The following is a 17218-nucleotide window of genomic DNA, read 5'->3' as shown; positions in this document are numbered from 1 at the left end:
CAGACGCCCCGGTTTTCAACGCCAAAGCGCTACTGCGCCAGCTCGGCCTGAATCGCTTTAACCGCGGCTGCCGGATCGTCGGCCTTGAGGATGGGTCGGCCCACGACGATGAAGCTACTACCGAGCTCGGCGGCCTGGGCAGGCGTCATGACGCGCTGCTGGTCGTTCAGGTCTGCACCCGCCGGCCGAATACCAGGCGTTACCAGCACGGCGTCCGGGCCCAACTCCTCCCGTAGGGTCCGCAACTCTTGCGGCGAGCAAACCAATCCACCGGCCCCCTTGGCCAAAGCAAGTTTGCCGAGGCGAAGTACCTGCTCCTGCGGCTCGGCGTCGATGCCGATGTCTGCCAACTGCTCGCGGTTCATGGAAGTCAGCACCGTCACAGCGAGAACCGTCGCATCCGGCAGCGCCTCGGCAGCAGCCTCAGCAGCATAGCGAATCATCTCGCTGCTACCGGCACCATGAATGGTAAGCAGCCCCACGGGCTTGCCCTTGAGGCTCTTAATGGCAGAGGCAACGGTATTGGGGATGTCGTGCAGCTTCAGGTCGAGGAATATGTTTTGCCCACGTGCGGCCACGGCATCGAGCAGCGCTGGCCCCTCTTTCACGAAGAGTTGCAGGCCGATTTTGACCCACTTCAGGTCGGGGCCAATGCGATCAAGCATCTCGATCGCAGCGGCCTTATCGGGCACATCCAAGGCAAGAATCAATTCAGTCGGTTTCGGCATAGTCACTACCTTTGGGCAGCCGATGCGCGCTTGGCAAGCCTATCGCCAATCCGCGTGGCAATCCGCCCCGGTAAGCTGGCTGCTTTTATCGGTGTAATGATGCAGCTCGATGCGTGTGCCATCGGGGTCGCCAAACCATGCCTGCCAGGAATGATCGGCTCCCATTTTCTTGTCCACAAACAGTTCCACTCCCTTCGCTTTCAGGTGCGCCACCGCGGCGTCGATGTCTGCGACTTCGAGGCAGAAGTGATTCACCGGAGACTGGCCCTTGGGCGAATCCGGCACACAGAAAATTTCCAGAAAGGTCTCCGGTGCCAGCTCGATATAAGCACCGAAGCGGTCACCGGCTTTGCCAATAAAATCGAACTTCTTGGCGAACCCAAGGGTCTCGCAATAGAACGCGAGTGAGCGGTCGAGATCCGCTACGTGAATGCAGGCGTGGGCGAGGCGCTGAACGCCGAGAGGTGAGGTTTGGTTCGACATGGAAATAAAGCAATTGGGCGTAAACTTTGTGACGCAAAGTAGCTTAAGCAAACTCGCGTCGCGACGCCCACAGCAGACTGCTTCGCGGTTGATAAGTCAACGCAAACAAAGAGCGGTGCCCTCCCCCGAAGGCACCGCTCTGCGGGGCACACTACGGAGTCAGTTCCCGACTCCAGATTGACCATTCAGCGAGCCGCTTCCTTTACCACGAACCACCACACGGCTGGGAAGCGCTTGCAGCACATTTGCCGTCGGCGTGCGATTCGTATAGTGCAAGAGCAATGCGTTCTCCCCCGAGCCCATCGTGTCGATCATTTCGGAATGCCCATCGGCATAGATCATAAAACCACGATTCTCCCAAACGGCGTCCTCCGACCACTCACCACTCGTCGTTAGCCCGCGTGTCCAGAGCATCGGTGTCGTCGAAGTCGCGTGATGCGGTGAGATGCCAATCGCCACATCCAGGCTATAAGCGTTGACGGAACTAAACGGCTCAGTCGCCTTCCACTCGTCGCCTTGCTTCGCAGCCAGCGAGCGGGGGATCGGGTCCGGAGCCAGTGGATCATCCGAGATAAAAAACGGCTCAGCGCTGGCCAGATAATCAAACTCAGCCAGCTTCGCAGCAAAGTCTCCGACACTTTCGATGCTATCGGGTGGCATCGCGCGGCCCCGGTCAATGAGGTAACTTTGATAAGCAGATGCGACACCCCCGGCATTCGCCATCGCTGCCACTTGGCGCGACCGCTTTAAGCCGTTGGATACCGCAGGTATTAAAATGGCCGCCAAGATTCCAATGATCGCGACCACGGTCAGGAGTTCCACCAAAGTGAAACCAAGTTGCTTTCTTTTCATAATTCGCAGGTCTTTCTGGGTTAAAAAGCCTGCGAGGCCCCGCAGTGTTACGATATACTCTAATTCATCAACAAGCGCTAATGTTAAATATCACATCGCCGCCAATCAATGCGGGTTTTTATATGAAAAAGTTAGCGATCCTGCTCCAGTTTTTCGACCTTGCGTCGTAGCTGTTGATACGAAGGGGGTGCCGCCGGGTCTTGCGAGAGCCCCTTGTAGAGGCTGAACATCATTACCACCAACACGATGGCAAACGGCAACCCCGTCGTAATGGAAGCCGTCTGCAGAGCACCCAGGCCGCCACCAAGCAATAAAACAGCCGCCACGACGCCCTCCATCACCGCCCAGAAAACACGCTGTGCCACGGGCGGGTCGGTATTGCCGCCTGCGGTGATGATGTCGATCACCAGCGAACCCGAGTCAGACGAAGTCACGAAGAAGGTGATGATCACCACCACGCAAAGTAGTGAAGCGACTTTGGACAGCGGATAGGCGTCGAGCATTTCAAAGAGCGCCACAGGGATACTCTTATTAACCTCTCCCGCCAGCTCGCCAGCGCCGTAAAGCTGTTCAAACAACGCGGCGTTGCCGAATATCGACAACCAGGCAAACGTCATCAAGGTCGGTGCCAATAACACACCCAGAATAAATTCCCGTATCGTCCTACCGCGTGAAATGCGGGCAATGAACATCCCCACAAACGGCGACCAGGCGATCCACCAGGCCCAATAAAAAACGGTCCATCCCTCTTGCCAGTTTGTACGCTGATAGGTTTCCGTCCAAGTGCTCAGCTTAAGAAAATTCTGCAAATAAGAGCCGATATTTTGCACGTAGCCGCCGAGCAGAAACAGAGTCGGCCCAGCAAACAATACAAAGAGTAGCAGCAGTGCGGCGGCCGACAGGTTTAGCTCACTCAGACGGCGGATGCCCCCATTCAAACCAGAGACGACGGAAATCGTCGCCAGCGCGGTGATGCCCGCTATCAGCAGCACTTGAGTAATCCTCGATTCGCCAATGCCGAACAAGTAGTCCAAGCCCGCATTAACCTGCTGCACACCGAGCCCCAAGGAAGTCGCCACGCCAAATAAGGTCGCAACGACGGCGAGGATATCAATCGAGTTGCCAATTGGCCCATCCACCCGGTCACCCAGTAGCGGACGAAACGCAGAGCGAATCGTGAGCGGAGCCTTATGGTTAAAGGAGAAGTAAGCCAGCGACAACCCCACCAGCGCATAGATGCCCCAGGCATGGAAACCCCAGTGAAAATACGTGAGCTGCATGGCGTCGCGCGCGGCATCTTCCGTCAATGCTTCCACACCGTGAAAGGGCGGATTCGAAGCGTGCATGATCGGCTCGGCCACGCTGTAGAACAACAGGCCGATACCCATGCCTGCGCTGAACAGCATCGACATCCAGGAGAAGTAGCTGAACTCCGGCTTCGCGTCTTTCCCGCCCAGACGGATGTGGGAGAAGCGCGTGAAAAGCAGCCAAACGATGAACAGCAAAAACAGATCCACCACGCCAATGAAGAACCAGCGTGAGTTCTTCGATATCCAACTTTGCATCGCAGAGAAAGTTTGGCCCGCTGTTTCCAGCGAGACCAAACTCACAATGACAAAGAAGATTATCAGCCCGGCCGAACAGAAGAAAACCGGCGCGTGTACGTCGATGCGTTTGCGCGCCGGCTTGTCATTTTTCGCTTCGCTCATTCTGGTTTGCGATACATCAGAATACCCCAGAACAAGGCGTCATTCTGACCAGCGTTGATCCAGTGCCGCAGACCTTTTTTCATGCGTTCAATGTATTCCACGCTGCAGTGGCGTGATAGCTCTTCAGTGCGCGATTCCAGCTCTTCCAAAACGCGTGAGTAGTGTGTCACGAGATCCTTGGTGCGCTCTTCCATGGGCTCGACAGTCCAGCCAAGCTCTTGCGCATAAGCCGCATATTTCTCCACGCTGCCCATTGAGGCCAGATGAATCCGGTCAAAGACTGGCTGAAGGACGGATTGATCGGCACCCTCCTTCATCATCGGATCAGTCATCACCATTACGCCTCCAGGCTTGAGCACACGGTCCACTTCGGCAAATACGCGTTCGCGGTCGGCACTGTGGAGAATCGCATCCTGTGTCCAGGCAATGTTAAAGGAATTATCCGCAAAAGGCAGTTCCTCGAAATTGCCATCAACGACATCGATCTGATCGGCCAAATCCTGCTCTTCGTTCATCTTGCGGTTACGCTCGTTTTGCACGGCACTGAGATTCAGGCACGTAACGTGGAATCCCTTTTCCCGCGCAAGGTAGCGCGCGGAACCGCCATAACCAGCGCCTAGATCAACCACGCGTGAGCTCGCCGGAAAGCCATCGAGCCGCGCAGCCATGGTCTCCACCGTGCGACGACTGGCCTCGAAAATCGACTCACCCTTGCGCAGGTAAATGCCCACATGGATATCCTCCCCACCCCATACATTGAAGTAGAAGTTATCGGCGTCGTTACTGTCGTAATAGGTTTTTGCTTTTTCTACAGTCGCGTTGCTCATATCGTATTATTTGGCGTTCGGGTAGCGTTTCTCGGCGACGTGGATATAGAAATCCGGGTCGTCCTGACGGTAAGTTTCCTGGAAGTCCGCAAACGTTTCGATGTTCTGGAAACCGACTTCGGTCATCAGCCGCTTCACGTAATTAGCGCGTAGCGGATACATGTTCAGGTGGAACTTAGAGCCATCCGGGAAGGAATAGCAGAAACGCGCCAGCCCCTCATCAACGTGCTCTGGCTCGGCGCGAACATTCTCACCGCAGTAGTAATACGTGTGCTTAGTCTTAAAGCCTTCATCCAGGATCATGTCGTAGTTTCGCTGGTCGAGAATCAGGATACCATCATGTCTCAGGCAGGCATAAAACTCGGCCAATGCCTTACGCCGATCGCGTTCGGAGAAAAGGTGCGTAAAGGAATTGCCCAGGCAAATCACGGCATCGAACTTGTTGTGCACGTCGCGGTTTAGCCAACGCCAGTCTGCCTGTACCGTGCGCAGGATTTCGCCATGTTTGCGGCCATTATTAAATGCTTTGGCGAGCATCTCCGGTGCGCCGTCAGCGCTCACCACCTCAAAGCCTTCCTTGATCAGCCTAACGGAGTGAAACCCCGTGCCGGTGGCAACATCCAGCACCCGCTTGCAGCCGCGCTCCTTCAGTAATTTAATGAAGAACGAACCCTCGCTCTCGGCGCGTGCGTCCCAATCAATCAGCTCGTCCCATTTATCCACGAAGGAATGGACGTATTCGCCTTTGTAAGTGTCTGTTTCTCGGACTCCGATTGGGTTTTCCCCGTAGTCCTGTTCGGTGGTCTTGGTGACATCTGTCATAATAATAATAATAATAATAATAATAATGGAGGTTACAGCCAGGTTGCGAAAAAAGTAGTCGTACACGGCCATGCCTGCGGTGCGGCTTGAAACCAGATTCTTCTATCCTCACCCGTCCCGAACAGAAATCTGTCTTGGGGCCCACGGGCATGCTCGTAGCCTATAACGGTGGCTCGCCGGAGCTGGCGCTGTCTTTGATGGATATTTCTGGGTCTCTGCTTCTTTAGTGTTACCTATTAGGAAACGAAGATGGCATGGTAAGCCACGCCCTTACCACAATGCAACCCTCGATCTGAAACTATCGGGCTCCGTGCTGCTGTTGTTGACGAAAAACAGCGGGAGTCACCCCCGTCTGGCGACGAAACGCCGTGCAAAAAGCCGAGGCTCCGGAAAAGCCACATTCGACGGCGATCTGCTTAATCGGGTTATTCGTCGCGGCCAGTTGCACCTTCGCCGCGCGCATCCGCCGGGCAATTAAGGCCTGATGTGGCGACTCCCCGAAGTGCCGCCGAAACTCCGCGTGCATATGAGGGGCCGACCACCCACTGAGTTCCGCCAGGTCTTCGACTGAAAGTGGTTGCGCATAGTCGCGCTCAATTGCCTGCTGCGCTAAGAGCAATGGCTTGGGCGCTTCCTGGCGGTCACTCGCCCAGGCGTAATAACCGGCGCGAAACTGGAGCTCCCCCATGATGCGGCCGGTCAGCAACTCCACATTAAAACTTTCCTCGTAAAAGAGGCGCACGGCCTGATCCGTAAACTGCCGCACCGAATCCAAGTCATCCCACTTGGTGATACGCGGCGTGGCGCGCTGAAAACGCCCTTGGTATCGGCAACGCACCGAGAGACAGCGATAGGGATTTTCGAAATCATTGCGCCCGATGGTGTATTCACCGGGGCCGTTCCAGAGTAAGGCACCAGGGTTCACCTCCACCCAATCATTCTCGTGCTCAATCCAGCCGCGGCCCCCGGTTACTAATTCGATGCAGAGCTGGTCCTTGGCAATGATACGCGGCTTGGGATGCAGTCCCGGCGGATGGTGAAAATGCGCCACCGATAGAATTTCCAACTTGCGCAAGCTACTAAACATTAACCGTTAGCCAATCAGTTTCTCGCCCGTTGGGGCAAGCAGAGAAATCGGTAAAATATCATAGCTTTTGTAAATTCTATATTCTAGCAATCCTCAATCAAAGGCCTTTGATAAGAGCCATACCCGACATTTAAAAAATAAACCCTGAATAAAACATGTCTCAAGTTCGATACGGCCTCATCGGTGCCGGCTCCATTGCCTGGCCCGCTACCGACCAAATTAACAAGCACGACGACGCCTCTGTCATTGCCGCGAGTGACCTCAGCGCCGAGCGCCTGAAGAAGCTTTGCGAGGACAAGCAAATCCCCAACAGCTACGCCTCGGCGGATGAGCTGCTGGCCAACCCGGATGTCGACGCGGTTTACATCGCCGTGCCCAATAAGTTTCACGCACCGCTCGCGATTCAAGCACTCGAAGCCGGCAAACATGTCATCCTCGAAAAGCCGTTTGCGCTCAATGCCAAGGAAGCTGCGGACGTCATTGCCGCCTCTGAACGCGCTGGCAAAAAGTTCACCGTCGGCATGAATCAGCGCTTTGTCGAAACTCACCAGAAGATCGTCTCCCTGCAGCGCCAGGGCACCTTTGGCGAGATCTACCACGCCAAGGCATTTTGGAATCGCCGCACCGGCATCCCGGGCATGGGCACCTGGTTCGGCAATAAGGTCCTCGCGGGCGGCGGCTGCCTGAACGACATCGGCGTTCACTTCCTCGACCTGTGCCTGTATTCCATCAACCGCTTCGATCCGGTTTCGGTTTATGGCGCGACCTACACCAAATTTGGTAACCGCGGCCTGGGTGCCGGCGGCTGGGGCATCTCCGACAAGACGGAGTCCGTCTTCGACGTGGATGATTTTGCTACTGCACTGATTCGCTTTAGCGATGGTGCCACTGTTGCCCTCGACGCCAGCTGGGCCTGCCACATGGAAACACCGAACCGCAACGGCGTGCAGCTCTTTGGCACCGAAGCCGGCGCGGATGTCGCCACAGCCAAGCTGTTCCGCAACGACCCGCTCCGCGCCGATTACGACGTCATTGAGAGCGTCAAGGCTGAGCCGCTTTACAAACATTGCTGCCGCTTTGCGAACTTCACCAACGTGATCCTCGGACGCGAAGAACTTGCCACGCCTCCGCAGCAATCACTCGTCGTGCAGAAGATTCTCGACGCCATCCAGGAATCCAGTGCCACCGGCAAGGAAGTCATTCTTTAAACTGAAACTAAGAATTTAGGAACTACGGATAACGCAAATTCACACCGATAAGTTTTCATATCAATATCTGCGCTCATCTGCGACATCCGTAGTTAAAAACCTCAACCAACACTTATTATGAGCACCACCCCCGCAAGAAACTTTGGCGTGCAAAGCTATTGTTTCCGCAACACCAAAGACAACGCCGCCGTCGCCGCCAAGGTGAAGGAAATCGGCCTGAGCAAAATCGAAATCTGCGGCATTCACGCCGACTTCAACGACCCGGAGTCCTTCAAGGAAGTCGTTCAGACTTACAACGATGCCGGCGTCTCCATCTGCTCCATTGGCGTGGAAACCTTCGTCGGCTGCGACGACGAGCGCAAAAAGTTCGAGTGCGCCGCCGCCGCAGGTGCTAAGCACATCTCCGCCCACTTCCGCATCGACAGCTTCATGCAGGCCGTGCCCAAGGTCCGCCAGTGGTCGGAAGAGTTCGGCATCCGCGTGGGCATTCACTGCCACGGCGGTTACATGTTTGGCGGCAGCCCCGACGTCCTCGAATACCTGATCAAGCTCGGCGGCCCACAGATCGGCCTTTGCATCGACACCGCCTGGTGCATGCAAATCGGCCCCAACCAGGGCAAGCCAATCCAGTGGGCGGAAAAATTTGCCGGCCACATCTACGGCGTCCACTACAAGGACTTCACCTTCGGCAAGGACGGCAAGTGGACCGATGTCGTTGTCGGCACCGGCAACCTCGACCTCCCGGGCTTCGTCAAGGCGCTGGAAAACGGCGGCTTCGAGGGCATGACCGTCATCGAATATGAAGGCGACCCGGAAGACCCTGTCCCCGCCCTCAAAGACTGCGTTGCCTCCATGCGCGCCGCGACCTAAGCCACAATACGTCCATTTAGTATTTCGCATAATAGCGAATTATCCCCCACCCGGCCCGCCTGATTTCTGCTCAGGCGGGCCGTTTACTTTGCAACGCAAAGCAAAAAGGTAGGGCGCAGTCTCCAGACAAGCCGCCAGCATCCTACTGGCCAATCAACTGAAACTGCGAATCGAGACGATCCGCGCCACCTTATCCAGCACCCTTAAACTTCTTATCCGCGATACGCCATGTAATGGGCAGAAACAAGGCGACCCAGAGTGCATAAAAAGCAGGTTGGTAACTTCGCCACAATTCGTCATCAAAGGCGGCTTTGTCGGTCGCTTGCAGTATGAAGGTAAAGAGCGGAAAGCCAACGAAGCTTTGAGCCAAAACTAAAATAAGCGCCCCCACACAAATCCACACAACTGCCTGATCCAGTGCACTACGCTTGGCAAACCAAGACCAAATCCCCAAAGCTCCCGCTCCGCAGAGCGAGACAAAAGCCGCCAGTATCAGCCAAGCAGGCTCCGGAAAATCATTTTTCTTTTCAACGGTTCTTGGTTGCTTCTGCGCCTCGCCATTCTTGATGACGGTGACATCACCTCGGATAGCCTGCACCCCCGATTGTCGAACGACCCCCTCTTGACAGCTAACTTGCACCCAAGGAAGGAAAAACAAGACAATCGCTGTCAGCACCGATGCCAGATTCACTTTTTTCTGCATAACAAGCGCAATCCCCGCAACTTATCCAATGACACCCGCATCGACTCAAACGCCAAGTCGTCGCGCGAAATGTCCGCCAGCGCTCGCCAACTCATCGCGGTGACTTCGCCTTCCTGCGCCACGCCGTTGCCTGCCGGTTCGGCTAACTGAGCGGTGAAGAATACATCGCACGTCGAGCAAGTTTTGCCGCCGTAAAGGTAGTCATTTGGGTGCGAGCAGACGAACTGCAGGTCCTTGATTTTCAGGCCGACCTCTTCCTCGATCTCGCGCTTGGCGGCGACTTCCAACGACTCCCCCGCATCGAGGAATCCACCCGGCGGTGCCAGCTTCCCTTTGGCCGGTTCGCGTCCACGCTCGATGAGCAGCACCCGATTCTCGGCGTCGAATATCCAAACCGCCACCGCGGCAATCGGGTTGTTAAACATCGCATGCCCGCAGTCCCCGCATTTCCGTTGCAACGCGCCCTGGCACAAGTTGGCCGAGCCGCACATGGGGCAATGCTGGAAGGATTCAAATAGCTTGGGCGTCATGTAGCGCAACGTAGCAAAGTGCCGTCCCACCGCCAGAAGAAACATGCACCAGAGTTGTTGATGCTTAATTTGACACTAGCAATCGACACCCGAGTGTCCGATTTCTGTGCCGCAACGCTAGACTCTCAGATATATCAAACCAACTTCCATCGTTCCCAATTCCATGATTTGCTCCTAAACAAGAGCATTGGCATTCGTGACCTATAGCATTTCGGCATGCTGGTGCGCACTTCTCTGTCTCAATATAAGGCTGTATGATATAGACTTTAGAATGTCGTCTCAAGATAAGTTCAACAATCTCATTAAATCTACTCCTCGGCAATGACCAGAACTTCTTTTCTTTGTTCCAAACTGGCTCTTGCTTGCGTGTTCCTCCGCCAAGAAAACTTCTGTTATCATTGGAAAATGGTAGCCTAACTCTTATGTCATGCTTCCCTCCTGGGCGATGGACAACTGGGATAATCTCATTACCCCAAATTTTACTTACGTCTTCGGTTTTCATTTATTAGCACGACAGTATTACTGTTCACGCCCAAGATGATCTAAACTGAGTGACCTTCTGGAATTTCATGATTGAATGATTAACCCAATGGGCCCCATCCGTCAAGGCTTGAGGATGATACAAGAAACTGATTTACAATTAAATCAATTAGCACAATGACTACTAACTCACTGCGGAGGAATTATCTAGGAATGACGTCCGAGGTTTCAGTAAAGAACAACCCGTGTGTTGGGAGGAAAGACGGGCGTAAGTATGGTAAACACCGGGGTAGGCTTTGGGTGAAGCGTCGGCGACGCTCCGTAGAAGTGTCGGCGACGCTTCGAGCTACAGTCGGCGACGCTTGGTCGCGCAGTCGGCGATACTTAGCCAGCGGTGGGGGCTTCTGGTGGGCCGACTTTTCATAATGAAAGTATGGCAGGAAGTAGCGTTTGAAGCGAATGAAAAATGTGCTTGGGGGCAGGGTTTTGTTGGCTGTTTGGCAGCCGTAGCATAGGCGTCCCGCCTGTGCCCCTGCTCCAACATTTTGATATCATTGATTCGGGCACAGGCGGGACGCCTATGCTACGGGTGCGGCAGCGTGACATAGTTTATAGAAACAGGGCGCGGAGTGAACCGCGCCCTGCTTGGGTTGCCCGGAAACCAACCACCGGGCTATGTGTATCTCAATCCAACTAAGGAAGATTAATTCGGGAAGTTGGCCAGGGGCTCGCCGCCGTAGACTTCGGTCTGGCGCGCGAGGGCGCCGGTGAAGCCGGCGTTGTAATCCATGGCCACCTCGTTGGCCACGTAATCTGAGCGGTCGTCAACGTAGTCGAAGTCATTGGCTGACTTCGGCCCGCCCACGAGGGCACCGTAGAGCACGTGCTGGTTATTAACCGGATTGTATTGGTTATTGCTGGTGGAACCATGCGCTGCGCGGTGGTGCGGATTGATCGGCGGATTGACGCCGAAACCAACCACATAGCTGCGACCCGCCGGGTTGTCACCCAGGCAGTAGTTCAGCTGATCTTCCGCGAAGGCGGTGTAGACACCGTTATCGTTGTTGACCGTATCGCCGTAGATAAACGCCATCATCGCGGTGTTTGCAGCGTAGCGCAGGCTGCCCCATTGCTGGATCCAGCGCAGACCGCCGTCGGATTGAGCAACCGAGCCACCGATCCAGTTATCGAGCCAGTTCTCCACGGAGTTTTTGTAAGTGGCCTTACCGGTCAATTGCGCGAGCAGGATTGCGGCACCGTAGGACTTATCATCCCAGTTGATGGTCCAGCTGTTATTGAGGCCGCCAATGGCGCTCCAATAGCTCTCGGCCTTCGTCAGGTAAGCGGAATCGCCAGTGGCTTTGTATAGCCAGAGCGCGCCCCAGACCAGCTCATCGTTATAGCCGGAATACGAGTTGTAGAACGATTGCGCGTTCGGGATCGAGTCCGAGTATTTGCCGCGGTAGGTGTCGGCGAAGTTATAGAGCTCGATCGCGTGGCTGAGCAGTTCGTCGGCGTAGGTCGGGTCGCTATCGCGGAAGACGATCGATGCGGCGGCGAGCGCGGCGGCGGCTTCACCCGCAACGTCGGAGCCCGGATTTTGCGCGTCCACCTTCCAGGCCGGGCGGTTCATCGTCATGGTTTCCGGTGGGCCCCAAAATGCGTGGTCCACATGGCCGTCACCGACTTGCGCGTAGAAGACGTTGGCGCTCGGGTGGGCCTTCATCAGCCAGTCCGTGCCCCAGCGAATCGTGTCCAGTGCTTCGTCCAACTGGCCGCTGTTCGCGTAACCGTCTTCGTATTCCTCGATGCCCCAAGCGAGCAAGGTCAGCGAGGCCGACATCGGCAGCGCGAACTTCACGTGATCGCCCGCATCGTAATAACCACCGGTCAGGTCGAGGCCCACATCGGCACCGTCGTTGAGCGCGGAGTCACCACGCCAGGAGACGCGGTTGTCGTCCGGCAGTTCACCCGAGCGTTGCGCTTCGTAGAAGAAGAGCGACTTTTGCAGGGCTTCGCCATAGTTGAACGCGCCCGTACCGTTGTCGGCCACGGCGTAGTTGTCCGACACGATGTGGATGATACTGTCTTCGTCGTCGTAGTCGCGGATGTCGTTAGACAACTCCCAGAACATCACGCCGCCGAGGCCTTCATCGTCCACATAGTCGAGCTTGCGCTCCACGGCGCGCGGGCTGTCGTAACCGGCCCAGGAACCGCCATCGAGCGTTGGGCTGTAGAAGTAACTCACCTGCGCGGTCTCGTCCCACTTTTCGGCGGACGGCTCGGCGTCGACGAGTGCGGCGATCGTGCGGTAGTCCGCCATGCCGGGCTCTTCGGCGATTGTGCCAAAACCAACGCCTGTGGCGCTCTGGTAGAGGCCATCACTGGTCGCTCCGACGCCCTTCCAGGTGTAGCCATACAGCGGGATGCCGAGGTTGATCTTTTCGGCCGGAACGCCGGCGTCGATGTAACCCTGCACGGTGGAAGACGCGTTGTAGCGGTCGCTATCCGGGCTGGCCGGGTTGTGGAACAGCGGCGCATTGTGGCCGGTACGATTGCTGACCCAACGGCCGTGGTAATCATACGTCATGGCGTTAATCCAATCCAGCTCATCGGCGAGGCCGTCGAGGTTGATCGCCTCATACTTGTCGTAACCAGCGGGCACCGCGGCGCTAATCAGGTAGGTCTTGCCGTCAATGGCGCTTTGGGCGTCGAACTCCGCGCGAATGGCACGTGCCAGGAGGACGTAGTTCTCGCCGTCAGCGGGTGAGACATTGCTGTTCACATCGGTCGCAATGACCGGGTATTCCCAGTCGAGATCCACGCCGTCGAACTGATACTGGACCACGAACTCACGAACGGATTGCGCGAACTTTTCACGGCTGGCTGCGCTTGCGGCCACCGTCGAGAAGCGACCCGAGTCAAACCAACCGCCCACAGCGATCAGCGTCTTCAGGTGCGGGTGCTCTGCCTTGAGCTCGATGTATTGATTGAAGATGCCCTTCAAAGGCTGATCCCAAGTGTCGTCGCCGTAGGACTTCTCCAGATCGGCATAGCTATCAATTATCGCGATCTCACCCGCGGCATCGATCGTCGCAAACGCATGAATAATGTGCGTCAGGCGTTCGGCAGGAATTTCCGTTGGCTGGTAGTCACGGCCATAGATGCCCCAACTGGGGAAGTAGGCCACGATACGCTTGCGGAAGTTGCCATCGGGCTCCACACCGGCATTGCCGTCGCCGCTACCGTTGTCACCACCGCTGCCGTTATCGCCGCCGGTATTGCCGTTGTCATTGCCACCGTCAGAGCCACCATTGTCTCCGCCGTTGCCGCCATCACCCGAGCCGCCGTCATCAGTGCCGCCGCCGTTACCGCCGGTGACTGCCTGACCGTTCAAGGTGATGTTCGTCGGGAACGAGGAAACGTTGCCCGGAGCACCGTTGAAGCCGAATTCGATCGAGCCGCCCGCCGGGATACTGCCGTTATAAGAAACGTTGGAGAACGTGTAGCGGTCACCCACATGAGAGACGAGCGTCGCGCTCCAGTAATCGGTGATATCGTAGGGCCAGTCGAAGCTGAGTTCCCAACTGCTGATCGCGTTGCCGGTCGTGTTCGTGACCGTAGCGCTGGCGCCAAAGCCACTGCCCCAGTCGTTGGTAATGGTCAGGGTAAGACCTGCATCGGCGTCGCCGCCGGAGTTGTCGCCACCCCCGTTGGAGCCATCACCCGAGCCGCCGTTATCACTGCCGCCAGTCGAACCATCGTCCGTACCGCCGCCGTTGGAGCCGTCGTCACCGCCGTCGGTATTACCGCCATCGGAACCGCCGTTATCATTGCCGCCGTCGGAGCCGCCATTATCGGAACCTCCGGAGCCATTGTCGCCAGAGCCGCCGCTGACGGGTGTGCCGTTGAGGGCAGCGTTGGTGGGCTGGGTCGTAACGTCCCCTGGTGAGCCGTTGAAGCCAAAGGTGACGCTCGCGCCGGCCGGAAGCGAAGCGTTCCAGGCTGCGTTTTTAATGGTTACCGTGTCGCCGCTGACGGAGACAAGGTTGGCGTCCCAAACATTCGTTGGCTTGTGCGGCCAGTCGAAGGTCAAGGTCCAGCCCTGCAAGTCGGCACCCGTGGTATTGGTGATCGTGGCGCTGGCGGTAAAGCCGCTGCCCCAGTCATCCGCTACGGTTACGACGAGGCCCGCGTCACCGCTGGCGTGGTCGTCACCGGAGCCATTGTCACCGGAGCCGTGATCGACGTGGCCATCGCCCATGTCGCCGCCGCCATTGTCAGAGCCGCCGTCACCCGAGCCGTTATCGCCTGAGCCACTATCGCCGGAGCCATGGTCGCCACCCGAGCCACCGTCTCCCGTGCCGCCGTCACCGTGATCACCATGATCGCCGTGATCGTGGGTGATGTCGCTGATATCAACGCCGTTGAGCGAGATATTGGTCATATTGACGCCGTTATGGTCGCCACTGGCCTGGAAGCCAAAAGTGACCGAGCCGCCCACCGGAATTTGCGGATTCCAACCGGCGTTCTTTAACACATAGGCATCGCCGTTGCGGGAGACAACATTGGCGCTCCAAACGTTGATCATTTCGCGGGGGAAATCGAATTCGATCTCCCAGCCGTTCAGCGCGTAGTCGAAGGGGTTCGTCAAGGTCACGTTGCCCACGAAACCGCCGTCCCATGAATTGCTGACGGAGAAATCAACGGCAGACGAGGTTGGTCCGCTCGTGTCCTCCGGAGGCGTGGTGGTGTTGCCATTGTCCTCGCCGAAGACGACGTCACTCCACGAGAAAAACGCTTCGCCCGCCGGGTCGATGCGTTGCCAGATCACGTAGATGCCGTGGCGTCCTTCGCGCTCGGGCAGGTCCAGCGTGAAGAGGTAATTATTGCCCACGAGGTTAGCCTGGATGTTGCCATCGAGCAGCTCCAGGTCGTCCCATGCCACCGGTTGCAGCGGGTCGTAGCCCGGCTTGGTAATGTAGGCTACGAAGAAGCTCGGATCGTGGGGCACGTGCGCGGCGTAAACGAAATCGTAGGGGCCGGCCTCAATCGAGGTCACTGGCCAGTCGTCGCGAAGGAGTTCGATGCCCAGATATTTGTCACGCCCGGCGCTGATCAAGCGACCGTCAGGGATAAGAGACTGGTAGTTGTAATCCGGAACGAGGCGGTTGACTTCGCTCCAGTCGTAAAAGGGTTGGGTGCCGTTGACCGCGATTGCGGCCGCCGATGAGGGGTAATCCGGGGACTGGGGATCCTCCAGAAAGATTTCGTAAACACGGCTGACGGGATCGGCCATCGATCCATGACCAAACGCCGAAGCGCTCAGACCAAATGCCGCCAGACCGGCAATGAGTGTGTATTTCATAATCTGTGGTGTGTAAGTCAAATATGCGTAGGCACGGCGGCGCCTCGTCCAGGCGCATAGCCAGAATTAAGTAGGTCAACTGAGCCTTGGCTCAGGCAATGGGGCAACACCCCTACTCCACCAAACGATAATGGCGGATTCGACGCCCGGCAGTTAGGGCGAACTGGATGGATGAAAATACTGGAGTCGGTTCATAATCAGTTTCTCGGTTCGTGACTCGCAGTTCAGGATTGTATATAAGAGTAAGTATATCCGCACTTATTCCAAGCAGACTTTTTTCTTTTACCATTTCATGATCAGCCACTTATAATTCTTTTACAACTCCCCCATTTGCCTCAGTAAAATCCCGTATTTTCACCTATAATGAAGCCTGATTTTTTCACTTCCGTATAATTAAAGGAGAGAATTTAAAGCAGGATTAAATTACGCTTATATCGCGAAAATAGTCGAACAGGAGACCAAGGTGACCGATTCCGGATATTGACTGCCCCGTTTAAAATGGTAACGCTGCCAATCATGCGGCGGCTCTCTCTATCGATTATCATTCCCCTATTTTTGTTTGCCGGCCTGCTCCCCGCCCAGGAGCAACCACGTACGCGCAAGCCCAATACCACCATCGACGAAATGCTGGTGGACTACGGACGCTCGCGCGAACGCGCCGAAGAAGCCGTTCTTGACCAGGCTAAAAACAAGGCCTTCGACGGTGATTATATCCTGGATTGGATTAAACTGGAAAATCGGGGAGACACCCACTTTTGCCGCATAAAAATAAAGCACGACATTTACCGCCCCAATAACCGCAGGCCTTTGCAGGAAGTAACGGTCGGCTACGGGCGCACGATCCAGCTTGCCGAAATCGATGCCCGCTACAAGGCCGAGCGCATGATCAACGACCGCCTGAATTCCGCCAAAGAACGACGCAAGAGGCAGGAAGCGCTCGAAGCAGCCAAACAGCGCGAAAGCGCGGCCCTTGGCAACGACCCCGTTATCCTAGACAAGGATGATGACAACTCATACGTGCTGAAGAGCATCCATTTCGAAGGCGGCACGGATGACTACATCTGCTACATCCGCTTCGAGTATCTGATTATGAAGTAGCCTCTGGCTACTCGTTATCTGAGAAGCCTGAAGGTGGTTCACCTTCGAAATAGACATCGCGATCCGGACGCGAACCCGGGCTGTGGATATCCAGCATGACCAGGGGCTTGGCGGTCGTGATAAAGCCGTGCTTCACGCCAGGCGGCAGGCGTAAAAAATCTCCCGCCACTAGTGAATGCGCCACGCCATCGAGCAGCGCGGTTCCCTCCCCGGAGAGCACGTAGTAAATTTCCTCCGCCTTCTTGTGGTAGCTAATAGCGGTCGTGGAGTGCGGCTCGATCGTCACGCGGTAGGCGGTGACGCCGATTTCGTCGGCCTCCTTGATCAGCGTTTCCAGCACGTAGGGGCCCAGGCGCTGGGCGGCGTTTTTCTGGCCAGTTGCCTGATGTAGGATGCGGGCTTTCTCCATGCGCTCCAACATGCCAAGCGGACGCACACGGGAAAAGAAAAAAG

Annotated in this window: 14 protein-coding genes; 3 read left to right on the top strand and 11 right to left on the bottom strand. The window is 56.3% G+C overall.

What is annotated here, in order from left to right; all coding sequences use genetic code 11:
• Nucleotides 1-29: 29 nt before the first annotated feature.
• From pyrF to O3S85_RS02475, 7 genes are all read right to left on the bottom strand, one after another.
• On the bottom strand, nucleotides 30-728 hold the full coding sequence (gene pyrF / locus O3S85_RS02505; RefSeq protein WP_269537614.1) for an orotidine-5'-phosphate decarboxylase: 699 nt from the start codon (nucleotides 726-728) through the stop codon (nucleotides 30-32).
• 39 nt (nucleotides 729-767) lie between these two features.
• The gene (locus O3S85_RS02500; protein WP_269537612.1) at nucleotides 768-1211 is read right to left on the bottom strand and encodes a VOC family protein; all 444 of its coding nucleotides are present in this window, start codon (nucleotides 1209-1211) and stop codon (nucleotides 768-770) included.
• A gap of 159 nt (nucleotides 1212-1370) precedes the next feature.
• Nucleotides 1371-2063 (bottom strand): type II secretion system protein, encoded by a 693-nt coding sequence (locus O3S85_RS02495; RefSeq protein ID WP_269537610.1) that lies wholly within the window; start codon nucleotides 2061-2063, stop codon nucleotides 1371-1373.
• Between the two features lie 131 nt (nucleotides 2064-2194).
• Complete coding sequence (locus O3S85_RS02490) at nucleotides 2195-3772, bottom strand: BCCT family transporter (RefSeq protein WP_269537608.1); 1578 nt, start codon at nucleotides 3770-3772, stop codon at nucleotides 2195-2197.
• Nucleotides 3769-4599, bottom strand: coding sequence for an SAM-dependent methyltransferase (locus O3S85_RS02485; RefSeq protein ID WP_269537606.1), 831 nt, complete (start codon nucleotides 4597-4599; stop codon nucleotides 3769-3771). Before O3S85_RS02485 ends, O3S85_RS02490 begins: the two co-directional genes overlap by 4 nt.
• 6 nt (nucleotides 4600-4605) lie before the next feature.
• Complete coding sequence (locus O3S85_RS02480) at nucleotides 4606-5421, bottom strand: glycine/sarcosine N-methyltransferase (protein ID WP_269537604.1); 816 nt, start codon at nucleotides 5419-5421, stop codon at nucleotides 4606-4608.
• A 298-nt stretch (nucleotides 5422-5719) separates the two neighbouring features.
• Nucleotides 5720-6508 (bottom strand): AraC family transcriptional regulator, encoded by a 789-nt coding sequence (locus O3S85_RS02475; protein WP_269537602.1) that lies wholly within the window; start codon nucleotides 6506-6508, stop codon nucleotides 5720-5722.
• A gap of 155 nt (nucleotides 6509-6663) precedes the next feature.
• Between O3S85_RS02475 and O3S85_RS02470 the strand changes: the two genes are divergently transcribed.
• Both O3S85_RS02470 and O3S85_RS02465 read left to right on the top strand, forming a co-directional pair.
• The gene (locus O3S85_RS02470) at nucleotides 6664-7716 is read left to right on the top strand and encodes a Gfo/Idh/MocA family protein (protein ID WP_269537600.1); all 1053 of its coding nucleotides are present in this window, start codon (nucleotides 6664-6666) and stop codon (nucleotides 7714-7716) included.
• Nucleotides 7717-7833: 117 nt separating this feature from the next.
• The gene (locus tag O3S85_RS02465; RefSeq protein WP_269537598.1) at nucleotides 7834-8586 is read left to right on the top strand and encodes a sugar phosphate isomerase/epimerase family protein; all 753 of its coding nucleotides are present in this window, start codon (nucleotides 7834-7836) and stop codon (nucleotides 8584-8586) included.
• A gap of 190 nt (nucleotides 8587-8776) precedes the next feature.
• Here O3S85_RS02465 and O3S85_RS02460 read toward each other — a convergent pair whose 3' ends face one another.
• The 3 genes from O3S85_RS02460 to O3S85_RS02450 all read right to left on the bottom strand — a co-directional run bounded on the left by O3S85_RS02460 (nucleotide 8777) and on the right by O3S85_RS02450 (nucleotide 15667).
• A complete protein-coding gene (locus O3S85_RS02460) occupies nucleotides 8777-9289 on the bottom strand; it encodes a hypothetical protein (protein ID WP_269537596.1) in 513 nt (170 codons plus the stop codon).
• Complete coding sequence (locus O3S85_RS02455) at nucleotides 9274-9819, bottom strand: NUDIX hydrolase (RefSeq protein ID WP_269537594.1); 546 nt, start codon at nucleotides 9817-9819, stop codon at nucleotides 9274-9276. The genes O3S85_RS02460 and O3S85_RS02455 overlap by 16 nt, the downstream gene beginning before the upstream one ends.
• Nucleotides 9820-11002: 1183 nt before the next feature.
• Entirely contained in the window at nucleotides 11003-15667 is a 4665-nt protein-coding gene (locus O3S85_RS02450; protein ID WP_269537592.1) for a glycoside hydrolase family 9 protein, read from the bottom strand.
• 498 nt (nucleotides 15668-16165) lie between these two features.
• On the opposite strand from O3S85_RS02450, the gene O3S85_RS02445 reads away from it, so the two are divergent.
• Nucleotides 16166-16765: a hypothetical protein gene (locus O3S85_RS02445; protein ID WP_269537591.1), complete on the top strand. Its 600-nt coding sequence runs from the start codon at nucleotides 16166-16168 to the stop codon at nucleotides 16763-16765.
• A gap of 7 nt (nucleotides 16766-16772) precedes the next feature.
• On the opposite strand, the gene O3S85_RS02440 is transcribed toward O3S85_RS02445, so the two are convergent.
• The gene (locus O3S85_RS02440) at nucleotides 16773-17186 is read right to left on the bottom strand and encodes a cupin domain-containing protein (protein ID WP_269537589.1); all 414 of its coding nucleotides are present in this window, start codon (nucleotides 17184-17186) and stop codon (nucleotides 16773-16775) included.
• Between the last annotated feature and the right edge of the window lie 32 nt (nucleotides 17187-17218).

Source organism: Cerasicoccus sp. TK19100 (genome assembly GCF_027257155.1).
GTDB lineage: Bacteria > Verrucomicrobiota > Verrucomicrobiia > Opitutales > Cerasicoccaceae > Cerasicoccus > Cerasicoccus fimbriatus.
The sequence above is the reverse complement of the archived record's forward strand: the minus strand, read 5'-3'. Positions and strand labels throughout refer to the sequence as shown.